Source organism: Promicromonospora sp. NPDC050880 (assembly GCF_044456525.1).
GTDB lineage: Bacteria > Actinomycetota > Actinomycetes > Actinomycetales > Cellulomonadaceae > Promicromonospora.
Genome location: NZ_JBITFV010000003.1, coordinates 1 through 13,883, shown reverse-complemented (window position 1 = coordinate 13,883; position 13,883 = coordinate 1). Strand labels below are relative to the sequence as shown.

At 70.8% G+C, this 13,883-nt stretch carries 20 protein-coding genes; 15 read left to right on the top strand and 5 right to left on the bottom strand.

The features are described 5' to 3' along the window. The first annotated feature begins 261 nt into the window (after positions 1 to 261). From ACIBBF_RS06785 to ACIBBF_RS06720, 14 genes are all read left to right on the top strand, one after another. Positions 262 to 1,779 carry a hypothetical protein gene (locus ACIBBF_RS06785; RefSeq protein ID WP_397411823.1) on the top strand — a complete coding sequence of 506 codons (1,518 nt, stop codon included), beginning with the start codon at positions 262 to 264 and terminating at the stop codon, positions 1,777 to 1,779. A 103-nt stretch (positions 1,780 to 1,882) separates the two neighbouring features. Continuing rightward, on the top strand, positions 1,883 to 2,977 hold the full coding sequence (locus tag ACIBBF_RS06780; RefSeq protein WP_397411821.1) for a hypothetical protein: 1,095 nt from the start codon (positions 1,883 to 1,885) through the stop codon (positions 2,975 to 2,977). Continuing rightward, complete coding sequence (locus tag ACIBBF_RS06775; RefSeq protein WP_397411819.1) at positions 2,977 to 3,180, top strand: hypothetical protein; 204 nt, start codon at positions 2,977 to 2,979, stop codon at positions 3,178 to 3,180. The genes ACIBBF_RS06780 and ACIBBF_RS06775 overlap by 1 nt, the downstream gene beginning before the upstream one ends. After that, a complete protein-coding gene (locus ACIBBF_RS06770; protein WP_397411817.1) occupies positions 3,177 to 4,760 on the top strand; it encodes a hypothetical protein in 1,584 nt (527 codons plus the stop codon). Before ACIBBF_RS06775 ends, ACIBBF_RS06770 begins: the two co-directional genes overlap by 4 nt. Continuing rightward, positions 4,760 to 5,101, top strand: coding sequence for a hypothetical protein (locus tag ACIBBF_RS06765; RefSeq protein WP_397411815.1), 342 nt, complete (start codon positions 4,760 to 4,762; stop codon positions 5,099 to 5,101). The genes ACIBBF_RS06770 and ACIBBF_RS06765 overlap by 1 nt, the downstream gene beginning before the upstream one ends. Further along, positions 5,098 to 5,475 (top strand): hypothetical protein, encoded by a 378-nt coding sequence (locus tag ACIBBF_RS06760; protein WP_397411813.1) that lies wholly within the window; start codon positions 5,098 to 5,100, stop codon positions 5,473 to 5,475. Before ACIBBF_RS06765 ends, ACIBBF_RS06760 begins: the two co-directional genes overlap by 4 nt. A gap of 11 nt (positions 5,476 to 5,486) precedes the next feature. Beyond that, complete coding sequence (locus ACIBBF_RS06755; protein ID WP_397411811.1) at positions 5,487 to 5,894, top strand: hypothetical protein; 408 nt, start codon at positions 5,487 to 5,489, stop codon at positions 5,892 to 5,894. Beyond that, positions 5,894 to 6,097 carry a hypothetical protein gene (locus ACIBBF_RS06750; RefSeq protein WP_397411809.1) on the top strand — a complete coding sequence of 68 codons (204 nt, stop codon included), beginning with the start codon at positions 5,894 to 5,896 and terminating at the stop codon, positions 6,095 to 6,097. Before ACIBBF_RS06755 ends, ACIBBF_RS06750 begins: the two co-directional genes overlap by 1 nt. Then, positions 6,097 to 6,588, top strand: coding sequence for a hypothetical protein (locus ACIBBF_RS06745; protein WP_397411807.1), 492 nt, complete (start codon positions 6,097 to 6,099; stop codon positions 6,586 to 6,588). The genes ACIBBF_RS06750 and ACIBBF_RS06745 overlap by 1 nt, the downstream gene beginning before the upstream one ends. Continuing rightward, positions 6,588 to 7,853, top strand: a complete 1,266-nt coding sequence (locus tag ACIBBF_RS06740; protein ID WP_397411805.1) for a hypothetical protein — start codon at positions 6,588 to 6,590, stop codon at positions 7,851 to 7,853. The genes ACIBBF_RS06745 and ACIBBF_RS06740 overlap by 1 nt, the downstream gene beginning before the upstream one ends. Continuing rightward, complete coding sequence (locus ACIBBF_RS06735) at positions 7,853 to 8,212, top strand: hypothetical protein (RefSeq protein WP_397411803.1); 360 nt, start codon at positions 7,853 to 7,855, stop codon at positions 8,210 to 8,212. Before ACIBBF_RS06740 ends, ACIBBF_RS06735 begins: the two co-directional genes overlap by 1 nt. Continuing rightward, the gene (locus tag ACIBBF_RS06730) at positions 8,209 to 9,345 is read left to right on the top strand and encodes a hypothetical protein (RefSeq protein ID WP_397411801.1); all 1,137 of its coding nucleotides are present in this window, start codon (positions 8,209 to 8,211) and stop codon (positions 9,343 to 9,345) included. Before ACIBBF_RS06735 ends, ACIBBF_RS06730 begins: the two co-directional genes overlap by 4 nt. 12 nt (positions 9,346 to 9,357) lie before the next feature. Further along, positions 9,358 to 10,044 carry a hypothetical protein gene (locus tag ACIBBF_RS06725; protein WP_397411799.1) on the top strand — a complete coding sequence of 229 codons (687 nt, stop codon included), beginning with the start codon at positions 9,358 to 9,360 and terminating at the stop codon, positions 10,042 to 10,044. Continuing rightward, on the top strand, positions 10,041 to 10,310 hold the full coding sequence (locus tag ACIBBF_RS06720; RefSeq protein ID WP_397411797.1) for a hypothetical protein: 270 nt from the start codon (positions 10,041 to 10,043) through the stop codon (positions 10,308 to 10,310). The genes ACIBBF_RS06725 and ACIBBF_RS06720 overlap by 4 nt, the downstream gene beginning before the upstream one ends. Here the strand turns inward: ACIBBF_RS06720 and ACIBBF_RS06715 are convergent. From ACIBBF_RS06715 to ACIBBF_RS06695, 5 genes are read right to left on the bottom strand one after another with little or no spacing between them, the layout of a single operon-like run. Then, a complete protein-coding gene (locus tag ACIBBF_RS06715; protein ID WP_397411796.1) occupies positions 10,293 to 10,541 on the bottom strand; it encodes a hypothetical protein in 249 nt (82 codons plus the stop codon). The genes ACIBBF_RS06720 and ACIBBF_RS06715 overlap by 18 nt on opposite strands. Next, the gene (locus ACIBBF_RS06710) at positions 10,534 to 11,382 is read right to left on the bottom strand and encodes a tyrosine-type recombinase/integrase (RefSeq protein ID WP_397411794.1); all 849 of its coding nucleotides are present in this window, start codon (positions 11,380 to 11,382) and stop codon (positions 10,534 to 10,536) included. Before ACIBBF_RS06710 ends, ACIBBF_RS06715 begins: the two co-directional genes overlap by 8 nt. Before the next feature lie 53 nt (positions 11,383 to 11,435). Then, positions 11,436 to 11,672: a hypothetical protein gene (locus ACIBBF_RS06705; RefSeq protein ID WP_397411792.1), complete on the bottom strand. Its 237-nt coding sequence runs from the start codon at positions 11,670 to 11,672 to the stop codon at positions 11,436 to 11,438. Continuing rightward, the gene (locus ACIBBF_RS06700) at positions 11,669 to 11,998 is read right to left on the bottom strand and encodes a hypothetical protein (protein ID WP_397411790.1); all 330 of its coding nucleotides are present in this window, start codon (positions 11,996 to 11,998) and stop codon (positions 11,669 to 11,671) included. The genes ACIBBF_RS06705 and ACIBBF_RS06700 overlap by 4 nt, the downstream gene beginning before the upstream one ends. Further along, complete coding sequence (locus ACIBBF_RS06695; protein ID WP_397411788.1) at positions 11,995 to 12,279, bottom strand: hypothetical protein; 285 nt, start codon at positions 12,277 to 12,279, stop codon at positions 11,995 to 11,997. Before ACIBBF_RS06695 ends, ACIBBF_RS06700 begins: the two co-directional genes overlap by 4 nt. 272 nt (positions 12,280 to 12,551) lie before the next feature. Here ACIBBF_RS06695 and ACIBBF_RS06690 point away from each other — a divergent pair, with 272 nt between their 5' ends. After that, complete coding sequence (locus tag ACIBBF_RS06690; RefSeq protein ID WP_397411786.1) at positions 12,552 to 13,256, top strand: HAD family hydrolase; 705 nt, start codon at positions 12,552 to 12,554, stop codon at positions 13,254 to 13,256. The last annotated feature ends 627 nt before the right edge of the window (positions 13,257 to 13,883 follow it).

Below are 13,883 nucleotides of genomic sequence, written 5' to 3'. Positions count from 1 at the left end.
GCCGCACCTCGAACGAATGTACGACGCACCACGGCCAGGACACGCAAGCTGGAGGAGCGGCCGCTAGCCTGGTGACCTGCACAGGGATCTCGAACCCAGCACCCCCAAGGTGTCCGTCATGCACCGCGGCCGGCCCCGCGTCTCCTCACGGGACGCGGGGCCGGCCGTTTTGAATTTCGCTGGCAACCCACGCATGTATGCCCCTGCCTCCGTGTGTGTGGGCAGCGGCCCTGACCAGCGGCGATGTCGCACACTGGCCCCATGGCACGGCCCCGCTACGCGACCCCGGTCCCCCGCGACACCGACATCACCGCCGCGCTCCGCGGCGCGACCATGCTCGGCCTCGACCTCAAGGACCAGGGCCAGCGCGTCGCCCGGCTCCTGGAGGCCCGCCGGCGGCGCCGGCCGGACGAGGCGCTCCGGCAGGAGCTCGTCGTCCAGATCCCCCGCCGCAGCACCAAGACCACGTCGATCATGTCGACGATGCTCGGCCGCGCGGACACCCGACCGGGTCACCGCGTCGTCGTGACGGCCCAGTCCGGCAACATCGCCTCGCAGATCATGCGCGAGCACGCGCAGATCCTGCTCGCGCGCGGGTACGCCGTCGAGTCCCGCTCCCGCCGGCGCCGGCCCGGCCGGATCGTGTACTACGCGAACGGCGGCCGCGAACGGCTGGAGTGGCCCTCGACGGACCGCGACGGGAACGTGATCGACGTGTCGCAGGAGGAGTTCGACGACGTCACCCCCGAGGAGCTGGAGGAACGGGGGATCCGTCTCGGCTCGAAGGTCTGGGCCGTTCCCCCGGACGCCGGCGCCGTGCGCTCCCAGGCGTCGGACGACATCTGGATCGACGAGGCCGGCGAGCTCGACGGCAACGTCGGCACGGACCTGCTGACCGGCGTGCTCCCGCTGATGGACACCCGCGGCCCGCTCGCCCAGCTCGTCGTGTCCGGGACCCCGGGCAAGTTCCGAGACGGGATGTTCTGGGAGCTGCTGTCCGAGGGTCGCGAAGGCGGGCCCATGGCGCCCGGCATCCTGGACTACTCCGCGGCCGACGGCGACGACCCCGAGGACCGCAAGGTGTGGCGCCGCGTGCACCCCGGCGTGTCGTCCGGGATGGTCACCATGGCCACCCTGGAGAAACGCCGCTACCGGCTCGGCCCGGTCCGCTTCGCCCGCGAGTACCTGTGCCTGTGGCCCACGGACGGATCCACCGCGGCCATCGATATGGACGCCTGGCGCGCGGCCGCGGCTCCTCGCGAAGAGCTCCCGGCTCGGTTCGGCCTCGCGTACGACGTCGCGCCGGACGGGTCCACCGCGGCCGTCGCCGCGGCATGGCGCGACCCCGCCGGTCTCGCGTACGTCGCGATCCTCGACTACCGCGCCGGCATGTCCTGGGTGCCCGATGTCGTGCACCGCGTCGCACGCAAGTACCGCGTGCCCGTCCGGTACGACGGCATCGGCGCCAACCACGGTCCCGCCGGCGACATCGGCCGCCGGCGCGGAGGCGTGACCCTCGCGCCCGGGTATCTCAAGGACGCCGCGGCCGCCGCCCAGCTGCTCGTGTCCAACCTGGGCGACGGGATCCTCGTGCACTTCGACCAGTCGTCCCTCAACGCGGCCGCGGAAGGCGCGGCGTGGCGGCAGACCGAGGGCGCCCGGCTGTTCGCCCGCCGGCTCGCCACGACGGACACGGCCCCGCTCGTCGCCGCGAGCCTGGCCCTGTACCAGTTCGACCAGATGCCGGCCCGCACCGCCGGCGCTCTCACCTTCGCGTAGGAGTAATCCGCCTACACACACCGCCACCTGCACACCAACCTCCACCAACCGTTGTGTGACGGCTACAGTTCGGATGAATGTTCGAACGTGTGGGGAGGCTTGCATGAGCTGGTTCGGGGACTGGCTGACCCGCCGCATCCCGTCGCCGCCGTCGCCCTCCTACGGGCAGACCATGCAGATCGAGTCGCCGTGGTCGGGAGAGAACACCCTCGCGCAGGTCGCGTTCGCAGACATCTGGGGCCGCCCGGACCAGCTCCTGGTCACCCGCGAGATGGCCATGCAGGTCCCGGCCGTCGCGAAGGCGCGCCACCTGGTGTGCTCGACGCTCGCGCAGGCGAAGTTCGTCGGCGTCCGTGACGGGCAGGACGTCGACGCGCCGCGCTGGCTGGTGAACATGGGCGGCGACGTCGGCCGCCGCACCTCCATGATGGCGCTCGCTGACGACGCGCTCTTCTACGGCTGGGCGCTGGTGCACACCAAGCGCGACGCCGACGGGGAGATCGAGGATGCGCGGCGCGTGCCCAAGGAGTCGTGGACGTTCGACGCCGCGAACAACGTGATCGTGGGCGACGGGTACGCCCCGAAGCGCAGCGAGGTCATCCTCGTGTGCGGTCCGTTCGAGGGGCTGCTGATCTCTGCTGCTCGCACGATCCGCGGCGCCATCGACCTGGACACCCAGTGGCAGGCGCGCGTGAAGAACCCCGTGCCGGTCACCGAGCTGCACGTGACCGACCCCTCGTCGCTGTACGACGGCGACGACGAGGAGGCCGCCACGGCGCGCAAGAAGCTCGCGACGAACTACGTCGCCAACCGCCGAGACAGCGACGGCGGCATGGTCACCGTCACGCCGTCGTCGGTCGAGCTGCGCACCCACGGCGAGGCCGCGGTGTCCCTGTTCGAGAACGGCCGCAACGCGGTCACCCTCGACGTCGCCCGGCACACCGGCATCCCCGCCTCCGAGCTGGACGCCTCCCAGGTCGCGAGCTCGCTGAAGTACTCGACCGTCGAGGCCGGCCGCATCGACCTGGTCGACGCGATCAAGAACCTCTACGGCGTCGGGTTCGAGGACGCGTTCACGCTCGCCGCCGCCGCCGGTACAGACATCCGCATGAACTTCGACGACGCGCTGTCCTACCGCGGTGCCATGCAGGCACCCGGCGTCCGGCCGGCACCAACCGCAGGAACGGAGACCACCTGATGGCCACGAAGAAGACCACGCCCGAGCCGGAGGCGCAGCCCGACGTCGAGCCGGAGGCGCAGCCCGACGTCGAGCCGAAGGCGCAGCCCGACGTCGAGCCGAAGGCGCAGCCCGACGTCGAGCCGAAGGCGCAGCCCGACGTCGAGCCGGACCAGCCGCGGGACGCGCTCGACTACATCCGTGAGCAGTGGGGCGAGGGATGACCGCCATACGCGTGGCCGGCACGCTGCTCTCCGCGAGCACCGACGACCGGACCCTGACCTACCGGCTGCTCCCGTTCGGCGAGCCCGGCCGCACGAGCCTGGGCACGGTCACCGTGTCCCCCGGCGTCGTCGAACTCCCGGCCGACGTGACCGCGATGTCCGCGAACCTGGAGCACGACCGCACCCGGCCTGTCGCGAAGTTCGTATCGGTCACCGAGTCGGACGACGGCCTGGACGCCGTCGTCCGTGTCCTGGCGACGTCGGCCGGCAATGACCTCCTGGTCGAGGCCGCCGAGGGCGTGCGTACCGGGATCTCCGTGGAGATCGACGCACCGGTGATCAAGGCCGGCGCTCTACAGGCCGGCGTGCTCGACGGCGCTGGCTTCGTCACCAACCCCGCGTTCCCGTCCGCCCAGCTCGTCGCCGCGGACACCGAGGACCCCAACACTGCCGACGCCGACCAGGCCGAGGACGAGGCCGCCGCGGCGGCAGAGGAGGAGGGCACCGTGCCCGAGAACACCGCCGTCGACGAGACGGCACCGGACAACCTGACGGCGTCGGCCCCGCGCTCGCTGGGCGACGTCCTGAGGACGAAGGCCGCCGGCGTCGGCGTCCCGAGGACCGTTGAGGACGTCGCCCGGCGGCTGACCGCTCGCGCGTTCGAGGTCGGCCCCGAGCAGGCCCAGCGCGAGCTGGTCCAGGAGATGGCCGCAACGCGGCTGACCGCGGCCACCGGTGACATCCTGCTCACCGACTCGGAAGCAGCGATCCAGCCGACCTGGTTGGGCGAGGTGTGGGCCCAGCGCACGCACCGCCCGAAGTTCGCGTCGCTGTTCACGGGCCGCCCGCTCACCGGCCCCAAGGCCGTCGGGTTCGTCGTGACCGACGCCGAGCGCGGCACCGTCGACGACTACGCCGGCGAGATGGCCGCCATCCCCACCGGCGACTTCTCGACCACGTCGGTCGAGATCGACGCCGTCCGGTACGCCGGCGGCAACAAGGTCGACCGGATCAACGTGGACTTCCCGAACGCGGAGTTCTGGACGGCGTACTACCGCGAGCAGGCGAACAACGTCTCGCGCAAGCTGGACGCGGCGGCCATCGCCCACATGGTCACGGCGGCGAACTACACGGCGCTGACCGCGTCGGCCGTGACGGGCACCACGGTCGTCGACAAGGTCATCGGGGGCATCGTCGACGGCATCCTCGCGATCGAGGAGCGGTCCGTGCCGGACTTCGCGATCGTCCCGCTGACCGCGTACAAGGAGCTGCTCATGCTCCGCCAGCAGGACATCCTCGGGTACCTCGCAGTGTCCCTGGGCCTGGACCCGACCGACGGGCGGATCGAGCAGTTCAAGATCGTGCCGACCACGAACACGGCGATCGAGACCGCGACCGGCGACAAGAAGGTCCTGGTCGGCGCGACCGGCGCTCACGAGAAGTTCGGCGAGCGCGAGCTGCGCGTCGAGTCCGTGAACGTCGGGGACGGCTCCGTGTCCACGGGCCTGTTCGGGTACTACGCGCTGCACACCGGCGACGCGAAGTCGTTCCAGCTCGTCACGATCGACACGGCCGCCTGATGCCCGCCTGGGTGGACGTGACGGACGACGCGGAGCTGCTGGAAGTCCTGTGGGCTGACGCGCCCCAGTCGGACGTCGTCCTGGCCGCGCTGCTCACGTCCGCCCAGCGGGACTGCATGGCGTTCCTGGAGGTGCCCACGGACACCGCGCTGTCCACGGACACGTTCGTGGCCACGTCCTGGAAGCAGGCCGTGATCGTCCAGGCCCGCGGCCGGTACCGGTCCCTGGTCGCCGGCGGCGCAGAGAACATCGGCGCCGACTTCCCCATCACGGTCCATCCGCTCGACTGGGCCGTGAAGCAGCTGCTCAAGCCCAAGTCCGGGAAGGCGGGCATCTGGTGACGAACATGCGCACCTGGCTCGAAGCCGGGCTCAGGACAGAGCTGGACGACGGCTGGACGCTCATCACGTACGACAGCACGATCACGCCGTCCGGTCCAACGGTGATGTTCTACCGCTCGTCCGTCGTCCCGACGCCGGAGGCACCGGACACGCACATGACGCACACCATCACCCTGTACGTCGCCACGGCCAAGCAGGTGGGGTCCGCCGCGCTGGACGCCCTGGACGTGGCGCTGGACGACGTCCTGGTCGCGCTCTACACCCTCCACAACGTCACGTGGACGTCGGCCACGTACAAGGTCCTGAACGACACCGTCCCGGTGTTCGAGGTCGCCGTCCAGGTCCCGTCCAACATCGTCGCCACCGAGAGCTAGGAGCCCCCGCCATGGTTGATATCGCTGTCGCCCCGATCGTCATGAAGAAGGCCCGATTCCTCGTGCCCACGGACAACTACGCCGCGCACGTCTCGTCGGTCACCATCACCCCGACCACGCCCACGTTCTCCTGGACGGGCCTGGCCGGGAACACGTTCAACGCCGCGGGCACCGCGACCTGGGTGTGTGCCATCGAGTACGCCCAGGACTGGGAGACGGCCAACAGCCTGTCCCAGTACCTGCACGCGAACGAGGGCACGACAATCACCGTCGAGCTGGAGCCCGTCGACGGCGGAGCCGCGTTCACCGTGCCGCTGATCATCGCCCCCGGTGCGATCGGTGGCGCCGTCAACACGGTCGCCACGGGGAGCGTGTCCCTGCCCTGCACCGGCAAGCCCACGCTTGTGCCGGCCGTCTGATGGCCGCGCCGATCCTGCGCTACTTCGAGTTCTCGCACCTGCCGTACGGCATCATGCGCGACACGTCGGAGGAGTTCCGCGTGCTCGCGATCAAGGTGGACAACAGCCTGCCCGACGGCGCCGAGAAGTCGACGGCGCTCCGCAAGCTCCTGGAGGCGAAGGACGCGGCCGTCCGCGCCGCGCTGGACGGGTTCCGGACCTGATGCCGTCCAAGCTCCGGCTCCGGGACTGGGACGCGTTCTACCAGCGGGCCGCGCAGATGGAGGACGTGGGCACCGAGGTCACGAAGGCTCTCGGCGCCCACGTCCCCACGATCGCGTCCGCCGTCTGGTCGGACTCCACGGTCCTGAAGTACGCCACCGGACCCCAGGACCGCATGGCTCTGTCCGGGTCCCGGGTGCGGGCGTCGGCGCGCTCGACGAGGTTCACGGGCGCGACGCGCTCCCGGCTGGGCGACGACTGGCCGGCCGTCGAGTTCGGATCGACCGGGCAGAAGGTGACCACGTACACGGGCCGTAGAGGCTCGACGAGGTTCCCGGTGCGCCGGCACACCCAGCGCCAGCTCCCGGCCCGCTCTCGCCCCGGCCGCGTGCTGTTCCGGTACGGGAAAGAGGCCGTGCGCCGGGTCCTGTCCGCGTACGCCCAGACGATCGTCCGCACGATCCACGAGACCCTGGACGGGAGGAACACCTGATGGCGGACATGCGCCTGGGGATCGAGGTCGACACCGACACGAGAGCGACCCGCCGCGAGTTCTCTGACCTGCGCCGGGAGGTCAAGCGCGAAGCGGACGGCATGGGCGGCGACTGGGAGGCCGCCGCCGCCAAGGTCGAGGACGCGCTGCGGGAGGCCGGCGCCCGGGACGACCTGCTTGAGGCCGCCCGCCGCATCGGGGAGCAGGGCCCCACCGAGATCGAGAAGATGCGCACCGCGCTGCGTGACGCCGGCGACGCGGGGAAGCAGGCCGGCGACGACGTCCAGGACGGCCTGGACGGCATCAAGCGCGCCGTCGAGGACAACGCGATCGACGCGGACGACCTGTACAAGGCCGAGATCAAGGCCGAGCTGGTGTCCAACTTCTCGGAGGCCGGCGCTGAGGTCGTGCGCGGGTTCAAGGACGGGTTCGACTCTGAGGACATCGAGACCATCACCGACGCGCTCACCGACACCCTGGTCGCCGTCGGAGCCGTTGGCGGGCCGGCCGGCATCGCGGGCGCCCTGGTCGCTTCCACCCTGATCCAGTCGTTCGTCGGGCAGTGGCAGCAGTCCAAGGAAGCCGTCGAGGCGATCGGCACCGAAGTGCGGGACATCCTGATCGAGAACAGCACCGGCTCGTTCGACCAGCTCCCGGCCGAGGCCCGCGAGGCGTACCAGCAGGTCCGCGCGGAGGCGCTGCTCACCCAGTACGGGGTGGAAGCGATCGAGACTGCCGCGGAGCGTCTCGGCGTGACCGCCGCGGAGGCCCTGGCCGCGATGGCCGGCGACACCGAGTCGACCCGCATCGTCTCGGAGGCGTACAGCGAAGCGATCGAGCACGCCGCAGACAACTACGGCGGCCCGCTCACCCTGGACGGCCAGGCCGCGCTGAAGATGCTGCGCGACCAGACCTCGGTAGTCACCGACGAGACCGGGAACCTCCAGGACGGGATCTCCAACGCCGAGCGGGAGTACGACCTTCTGGAGGGCGCCTCGCGCAAGTTCGGGCGCGAGGGCGTGAGCTCCGCGAACAAGGTCGATGGCGCGGTGCGTGGGATCCGTGGCAAGGACGTCGACGTCGACGTCGACGACCGCGGCACCGCTGGCCGCACACAACGCGAGGTGGACCGCATCAGGGGAAGGGACGTTCCGGTGAACGTGTACGTGCCGCAGTCGTCCATCAACGACGTCTACAACACGGTGAACGGGATCCGGCTCCCCGCGATCCAGGTTCAGGTTCGTCTCGGACAGGCGGCCGTGTGATGGCGACCCTCTACGACGCGGCCGACTCCGCGATCGCCACGGGCTTCACGGTGCTGTTGGAGTCGAGCCTGATGCAACGCCGGACCGACATCGTGCACGACCCCGTGACGGGCGGTCTGCCCTACGTGGTCCTCAAGGATCCTGGCGGCCTGGCCGGGAACCTGGAGCTGCTGTGCCCGTCCAAGGCGAACGCCGAAGCGGTCTACGACGCACACCTGGGCGGCCTGCTCCGGCTGGAGGACACGGACTACGCGCTGGACTTCTGGTACGTCCCCGTGGGCGGCGCCGGCCTGCCTACCCCGACCGCGACGAGCTACTGGCGTGTGTCCGTTCTCGGCGTCCAGGAGGTCGCCCCATGATCGGTGAGTTCGACTGCTTCGTGCAGCTCACCGGGACGGTGCCCGGCGGCCCGGCTCTGGCGATCATCCCGGCGCTGCGCGGGACGATCACGATGGACCGTACGTGGGCGCCGGCGGTCCGCGCGGAGTTCGTGTTCCCGTTCCGGGAGTTCGACGCCACGTCTCTCCAGCTCGTCGACCCGTCGATCGCGCAGTTCGTGCAGCTGTTCCTCGTGGACGCCGTCACGGGACGGCAGGCCCTATGGGAGCTGAACGTTCGCGGGTACACGATCGACGCCCGTGCCGAGACCCTGACCCTGGTCCTGGCGTCGTACGAGGCCCTCGTGCAGGACTACGGGAGCACCCAGAACAGCATCAACCTGTCCGACACGTCGATCTACCCGACGGCGCTCTCCATGGTGCAGTCGCTGGTCAACACGGCGGTCGGGACGACGGTCGGTGCGGGCTGGACAGCGCCGAGCACGGGCAGCGTGCCGGCCGCGTACGAGGGCCGGTTCGTCGTCCCGGGCGGAAACGTCTGGGAGTACGTGCAGCAGACCGTGAGCACCTCCCCGGGCGGTGCCGTCCAGCACTTCGGCTGGGGCACGTCCGGCGGCGACTCGCTGGAGTGGCTGTTGTCGGCGCCGACCTACGAACGCACCCCCGCGCACTCGTGGGTCGTGCCCGCCTACCCGGATCCTGATGCCAGCCTGGACCCAGGAGACGTCGAGCCGACCGCGTGGACTGTTCAGCGGTCCCGCGACGTGCCCGAGTGGGGCAACGCGATGTACCTCGAGTTCCCGCGCCGCATGGCCACCGGCACGGCGACGCTGATCACCGCGGGCACCACGTTCAACTACGAGTTCAGCAACCGGGGTCTGTCCGGCTCGACGAGTGCGCTGCGCAAGCAGGTCCAGGTCTCGACCCGCACCTACCCGGACACGTCGCAGGGTGACCGGAACACGCGCGCTGGCTACTACCTGTCCCGGCGCGCGCCGCTCGGTCGGGCACAGACCGTCACCGTGCCCATGGACCTGCGCCTGGTCCCGTACCAGGTCTACCCGGACCCGAACGGCGTCGAGTACATGGTCCGGTCCGTGATGCACAACCTGACCGACGGGACCTCCGTCGTGCAGCTGACCGCTACCCCCTGAGAGGACCCGACGATGGCACTGTCCAAGCAGGTCACCCCGACGAGCTCGCTCCTGCGGTTCCTCGCGTGGGCGCAGGCGGCCGGCTACCGCGTGGGGGAGCACCCGGCGTACGGCGGCGTGACGCGCGGGGTGCACGCGGCCGGCTCGTGGCACTACGACGGCCTGGCCGCGGACCTCAACTGGGGCACCGGGAACCCGCCCGGCGAGCGCGCCCACCTGGTCGTCGCGCTCGAGGTGGCCGAGTCCATGGGCCTGGCCCTGATCTTCGCGCGCGACGGCGTCGCCGGCGTGGCCGCGAACCACCGCAACCACCTCCACGTCGACGTCGGGGAGTGGTCCAACTACGGTGCCGGCGACGTGCGCCGGCGTGCCGGCGACCTCAAGGTGTGGGAGCTGCAGGGCGCGGTCCACACGCCGGCCGCCGGCCGGGACAACCTCTGGGGCCCGGACACCGACAAGCGGCTCCGCGCGGTCCAGCAGGCGTCCGTGCTCGCCGGCGTCCGGTTCCCGTACGGCATCGCCTACACCCAGCGCGTCGTGGGGACGCCCGATGACGGCGTCTGGGGTCTGGCCTCGCGCCGCGCCCACGATGACACCGTCATGGACGTCCAGCGGGCCCTGGACGTCGTCGTCGACGGCAGGTGGGGCACCACCACCGACCGCGCCTACCAGCTCGCCAGGAAGGTCTACCACCGATGATCGACCCCACCGTGATCGTGTCCTGGCCCGCGGCCGCCGTCGCGATCGTCGTCGTCCTGGTCGGCGCCGCGCTCCAGGTCGTCCAGCTCGTCATGACCCACCGTGTCCGGCAGGACGCCGCGACGGCCGCCGGCCAGACGCGCCACAACGGCGGATCCACCCAGCGCGACGAGATCACCGCCGTCCGGCTCCTGCTGGAGGACCACGTCACCCAGGACACCGCCTGGAAGGCCGACGTCGAGCGCCGGCTACCGCCCGTCAGCTAGGCAGTCGTCCATGTCGCCGCCAGTCAGGGACTTGAGGTACTGGCAGGAGATCAGGTCCGTCTTGCGCTGGTCCTCGACGTGGTTCGACCAGGCGACCCCACCCCAGACAGCGACGACCGCCACGACCAGCAGCACCGGCAACCACCGCAACCAGGCCCGGCGCGCGCGAGCGCGCCGGGCCTCCTGCACCTCGAGGAGCTCACGGATCCGCTTCAGGTCGTCGTCAGCCATGCGCGGCACCGTAGCGGCCCGTATCAGGTGGATGGGAGAGTGCTCGGCCACGTTCACCCGCGACGGCGTCGACGATCGTCCGTAGACGCTCGTCGGGGACCAGGACGTACACCTGGGTCGTGGTCGGAGACGCGTGCCCCAGCAGCTTCTGCACGCCCAGCAGGTCGTTGGACAGCCGGTACGCGTTCGAGGCGAACCGATGCCGCAGCCCGTGCATGCTCAGACCGGGCGGCAGGAGCCGGCTGATCCGCACGCCGACCCACCGCGCGGACACGTGGCCATCGATCCGGCCCGGGAACGCGAAGGAGCCCTGGCACTTCGTGCGCAGGTCCCACGCCATGGACGGCGCGAGGGGTACCGGGCGCTCGCGGCCGCCCTTGCCGTGGACGGTGAGAGTCCAGCCGTCGTTCGTCTCGACGACGTCGCGCGCGTGCACCTGTGCCACCTCCGCGCGGCGTAGCCCGTACTCGGCCGCGAGCTGCAGCATGAGCCGGGCCGCCGGCGAGGCGTGGTGAAGCGCGGCCGCGTAGGCATGCTCCGGCGTCGGATGCGGCGCGGGCACGCTGGGACGCGGCGCTGGCAGCGCTGTCGTCGGATCCTCGCCGGCGCGCCCGTCGAGCACGCCCCAGCGCCAGAAGCCGCGCAGACTCGCCCGCACGCTGCGGCGCGTCTCACGCGCCCAGTCGTGCGAGCCGAGCCATGCGACCAGGTCCCCCGTCGTGAGGGTCCACGGCTCGTCGGCCGTGGTGTCCCGCGCGAGCCACCGAATGTGCTCGACCCGCGTCTTGATCGTCGTGGACGCACGCCCGACCGCGCGCAGCCACAGAGTCCAGTCCGCCATGTGACATTCCCATCGTTCAGTCATGAAAACGTCATAGGGCGCGAATATCGTGCTCAACGGACATCCCGGACAGCGGTTTCATCATGCGAAACCGCGCCGGGGTGACGTTCCAGCTCGTCGGCCGCGAACATGAGCTCGCGCCCGTCGATCGCCACGCGCACCCGGTACCGCCCGGCTGTGCGGACCTCGACCACGAGCCCAACGCGGCCGGCATACGGGTGCGGCGCACCGTTGGCCAGCTCCTCCGCCACGACCACGACGACGTCGTCACGGTCGAGCACGGCGCTCATGCGGCGAGCCCATCCGCGGCGGTCCACACCGTCCGGATGCTCCGGCCGCGCGGCGACATCGTGAAGGCGCTCGCGGTCTGCCCGATCGTCTCGTCGGCCGTGATGCAGAGCTTCCCGGCGCGCGGGAAGTAGCGCTGGCGGAGCTGCTCGGCGCGCTCGTCGACCTCGGCCGACTCGGCCAGCAGGCGACTCATGCGCCGGCCGTCGACCCCCTCGGCGTTGGCCTGGCGCAGTGCGTCCCACCATGCCGACTTCGCGGCCGCGAGCTGCTCCAACTCGGCGACGAGTTCGGCGCGCCGCTCGACCGTGCTCCGGCGGGCGCTCATGCCGCCACCTCCCACGCCCCGGCGGGGAACACGGCGCCGAAGATCGGCCGCCCAGCGCCAGCGCCGGCGACCGCCTTCCATGTGGCGACCAGCCCGCCCTCGCCGTTCCTCGGCCCGTAGTAGAGGTCCCCGTGGCGCGTCCACACCGCGCCGTCGGCCGTGGTGATCCGCCGCGGGAGTTCGGGGCCGATCGCCGGCGGGACGTACCGGCAGACGTCGCCGGCGCACCCGACGTGGACGCACGTCACGGGCGCCGCGGGGAAGTATCCGGCGGGGATCATGCGGCCAGCTCCCACGCGTCGACGTCGCCGTGGCACGGGCAGGCGCAGGGGACCAGGTAGTTCTCCGTGCACCCCTCGCGGGAGCACCAGCACTCGTCGGCCGCCGCCGCGGCGATCGCCAGGAGGTCCTCCAGAGGCGACAGATCAGAAGGTTGGGGGTTCGAATCCCTCCGGGCGCACATCAGGAACGAGGCCCCGGCCGGCGGAGACGCTGGCCGGGGCCTCGTCGTTGTCCGACGGTTCGCCGGACGAGCGGGTGACACAGTGCCTCGGTGATCGATGCCGCCCAGCTCCTCGACGACTCGGCCGCCGTCCTGCTCGACTTCGACGGCCCGGTCACCGCACTCCTGCCCAGGCCGGTCAACCTGCACGTCGCCGATGACGGTCGCCGCGCCCTCCAGGCCTGCGGTATCGCGGTACCCGCCGCCGTCGCGACGACGTCCGACCACCTCGCTGTGATCCGCTGGACAGGGAAGCACGCGCGTGAGGCGCTCGGCGCCGTGGACGATGCGTGCGCGGCCGCGGAGACGGCTTCGGCCCGGACGTGCGCACCGACGTCGGGGGCGAACGCACTCCTCGCCGCGCTCGACGGTGTCGGTGTCCCGGTGGTCGTCGTCAGCAACAACGCCGCGGCGGCGATCCACGCCTACCTCGAACGGCATGGCCTGACCTCGTGGGTGCGCGACGTCGTCGGCCGGCCTGCCGTGCGGCCGGACCTGATGAAGCCGCATCCGCACACGGTCGAGCGCGCGCTGACGATCGCCGGGGCCGGCGCGCGGCGAGCGGTCCTGATCGGTGACTCGGTGTCCGACATCGAGGTCGCTAGGGCAACGGGCGTCCGCTCCATCGGCTACGCCACGACGCGACGACGCGGGATCGAGCTGCGGCGAGCGGGTGCCGATGCCGTCACGGACGACATCGGTGCGCTGGTCCCGGGGGGATCGGCGCAGCAAGGGCGAGCGGTGGGTGATCGCTGAGGCATCGCCGGCGTGCTCAGGGGCTCCCGGTGAGTGCCCTGCGGTGCGAGCCGACGTTCAGGGGCGAGTCTGGCGAAATCTGAATCAAAGATTACGAAGACATGGCCGAGCGAGAGGGTTCTTGGTCGATCACAGGCCGACGAGCCGCGTCGGAGCGCGCCGACGGCGGTTCGGCAGGCCTCTGGACCGCCCCGACCTGAGAGCTTCTTGGAAAAACAGCCGGTGAACAGCGCCTCTGTGTCCGCTGTCACGGACCCTGGCTTTGACGCACCCCAGCGGCTGACGTAGTGTTCTGGATGTCAGCCCGACGGGCCGACGGACACGAGGGGCCGGAAACGGACCGAGTGGCCGCGCCGGGGCTGGATCCCATCTCTGATGCAGAGCAGTTCACACTGCTCTGCGGGATATCAGATGCGGGTCCTACTGCAACGAGTAGTTCTTCAGGAACTGCGAGTTTGCGAGGCGGATTCGGACCTGGTAAGTTGAAGAGGTTGCCCCGGATGGGGTCAGCATCCACAGGATGATGACTGCAACGGTGTGCGTCGGTTGTTTGAGAACTCAACAGTGTGCTTGATAGTCAATGCCAATTATTTGACTCTCTTGTTTCGGATCGTGCTGCTGGATGGT

Bases quoted from the DNA above. Each gene is read 5' to 3' on its own strand.
- ACIBBF_RS06785 (WP_397411823.1), top strand. From the start codon at position 262: ATGGCACGGCCCCGCTACGCGACCCCGGTCCCCCGCGACACCGACATC.
- ACIBBF_RS06780 (WP_397411821.1), top strand. From the start codon at position 1,883: ATGAGCTGGTTCGGGGACTGGCTGACCCGCCGCATCCCGTCGCCGCCG.
- ACIBBF_RS06775 (WP_397411819.1), top strand. From the start codon at position 2,977: ATGGCCACGAAGAAGACCACGCCCGAGCCGGAGGCGCAGCCCGACGTC.
- ACIBBF_RS06770 (WP_397411817.1), top strand. From the start codon at position 3,177: ATGACCGCCATACGCGTGGCCGGCACGCTGCTCTCCGCGAGCACCGAC.
- ACIBBF_RS06765 (WP_397411815.1), top strand. From the start codon at position 4,760: ATGCCCGCCTGGGTGGACGTGACGGACGACGCGGAGCTGCTGGAAGTC.
- ACIBBF_RS06755 (WP_397411811.1), top strand. From the start codon at position 5,487: ATGGTTGATATCGCTGTCGCCCCGATCGTCATGAAGAAGGCCCGATTC.
- ACIBBF_RS06750 (WP_397411809.1), top strand. From the start codon at position 5,894: ATGGCCGCGCCGATCCTGCGCTACTTCGAGTTCTCGCACCTGCCGTAC.
- ACIBBF_RS06745 (WP_397411807.1), top strand. From the start codon at position 6,097: ATGCCGTCCAAGCTCCGGCTCCGGGACTGGGACGCGTTCTACCAGCGG.
- ACIBBF_RS06740 (WP_397411805.1), top strand. From the start codon at position 6,588: ATGGCGGACATGCGCCTGGGGATCGAGGTCGACACCGACACGAGAGCG.
- ACIBBF_RS06735 (WP_397411803.1), top strand. From the start codon at position 7,853: ATGGCGACCCTCTACGACGCGGCCGACTCCGCGATCGCCACGGGCTTC.
- ACIBBF_RS06730 (WP_397411801.1), top strand. From the start codon at position 8,209: ATGATCGGTGAGTTCGACTGCTTCGTGCAGCTCACCGGGACGGTGCCC.
- ACIBBF_RS06725 (WP_397411799.1), top strand. From the start codon at position 9,358: ATGGCACTGTCCAAGCAGGTCACCCCGACGAGCTCGCTCCTGCGGTTC.
- ACIBBF_RS06720 (WP_397411797.1), top strand. From the start codon at position 10,041: ATGATCGACCCCACCGTGATCGTGTCCTGGCCCGCGGCCGCCGTCGCG.
- ACIBBF_RS06715 (WP_397411796.1), bottom strand. From the start codon at position 10,541: ATGGCTGACGACGACCTGAAGCGGATCCGTGAGCTCCTCGAGGTGCAG.
- ACIBBF_RS06710 (WP_397411794.1), bottom strand. From the start codon at position 11,382: ATGGCGGACTGGACTCTGTGGCTGCGCGCGGTCGGGCGTGCGTCCACG.
- ACIBBF_RS06705 (WP_397411792.1), bottom strand. From the start codon at position 11,672: ATGAGCGCCGTGCTCGACCGTGACGACGTCGTCGTGGTCGTGGCGGAG.
- ACIBBF_RS06700 (WP_397411790.1), bottom strand. From the start codon at position 11,998: ATGAGCGCCCGCCGGAGCACGGTCGAGCGGCGCGCCGAACTCGTCGCC.
- ACIBBF_RS06695 (WP_397411788.1), bottom strand. From the start codon at position 12,279: ATGATCCCCGCCGGATACTTCCCCGCGGCGCCCGTGACGTGCGTCCAC.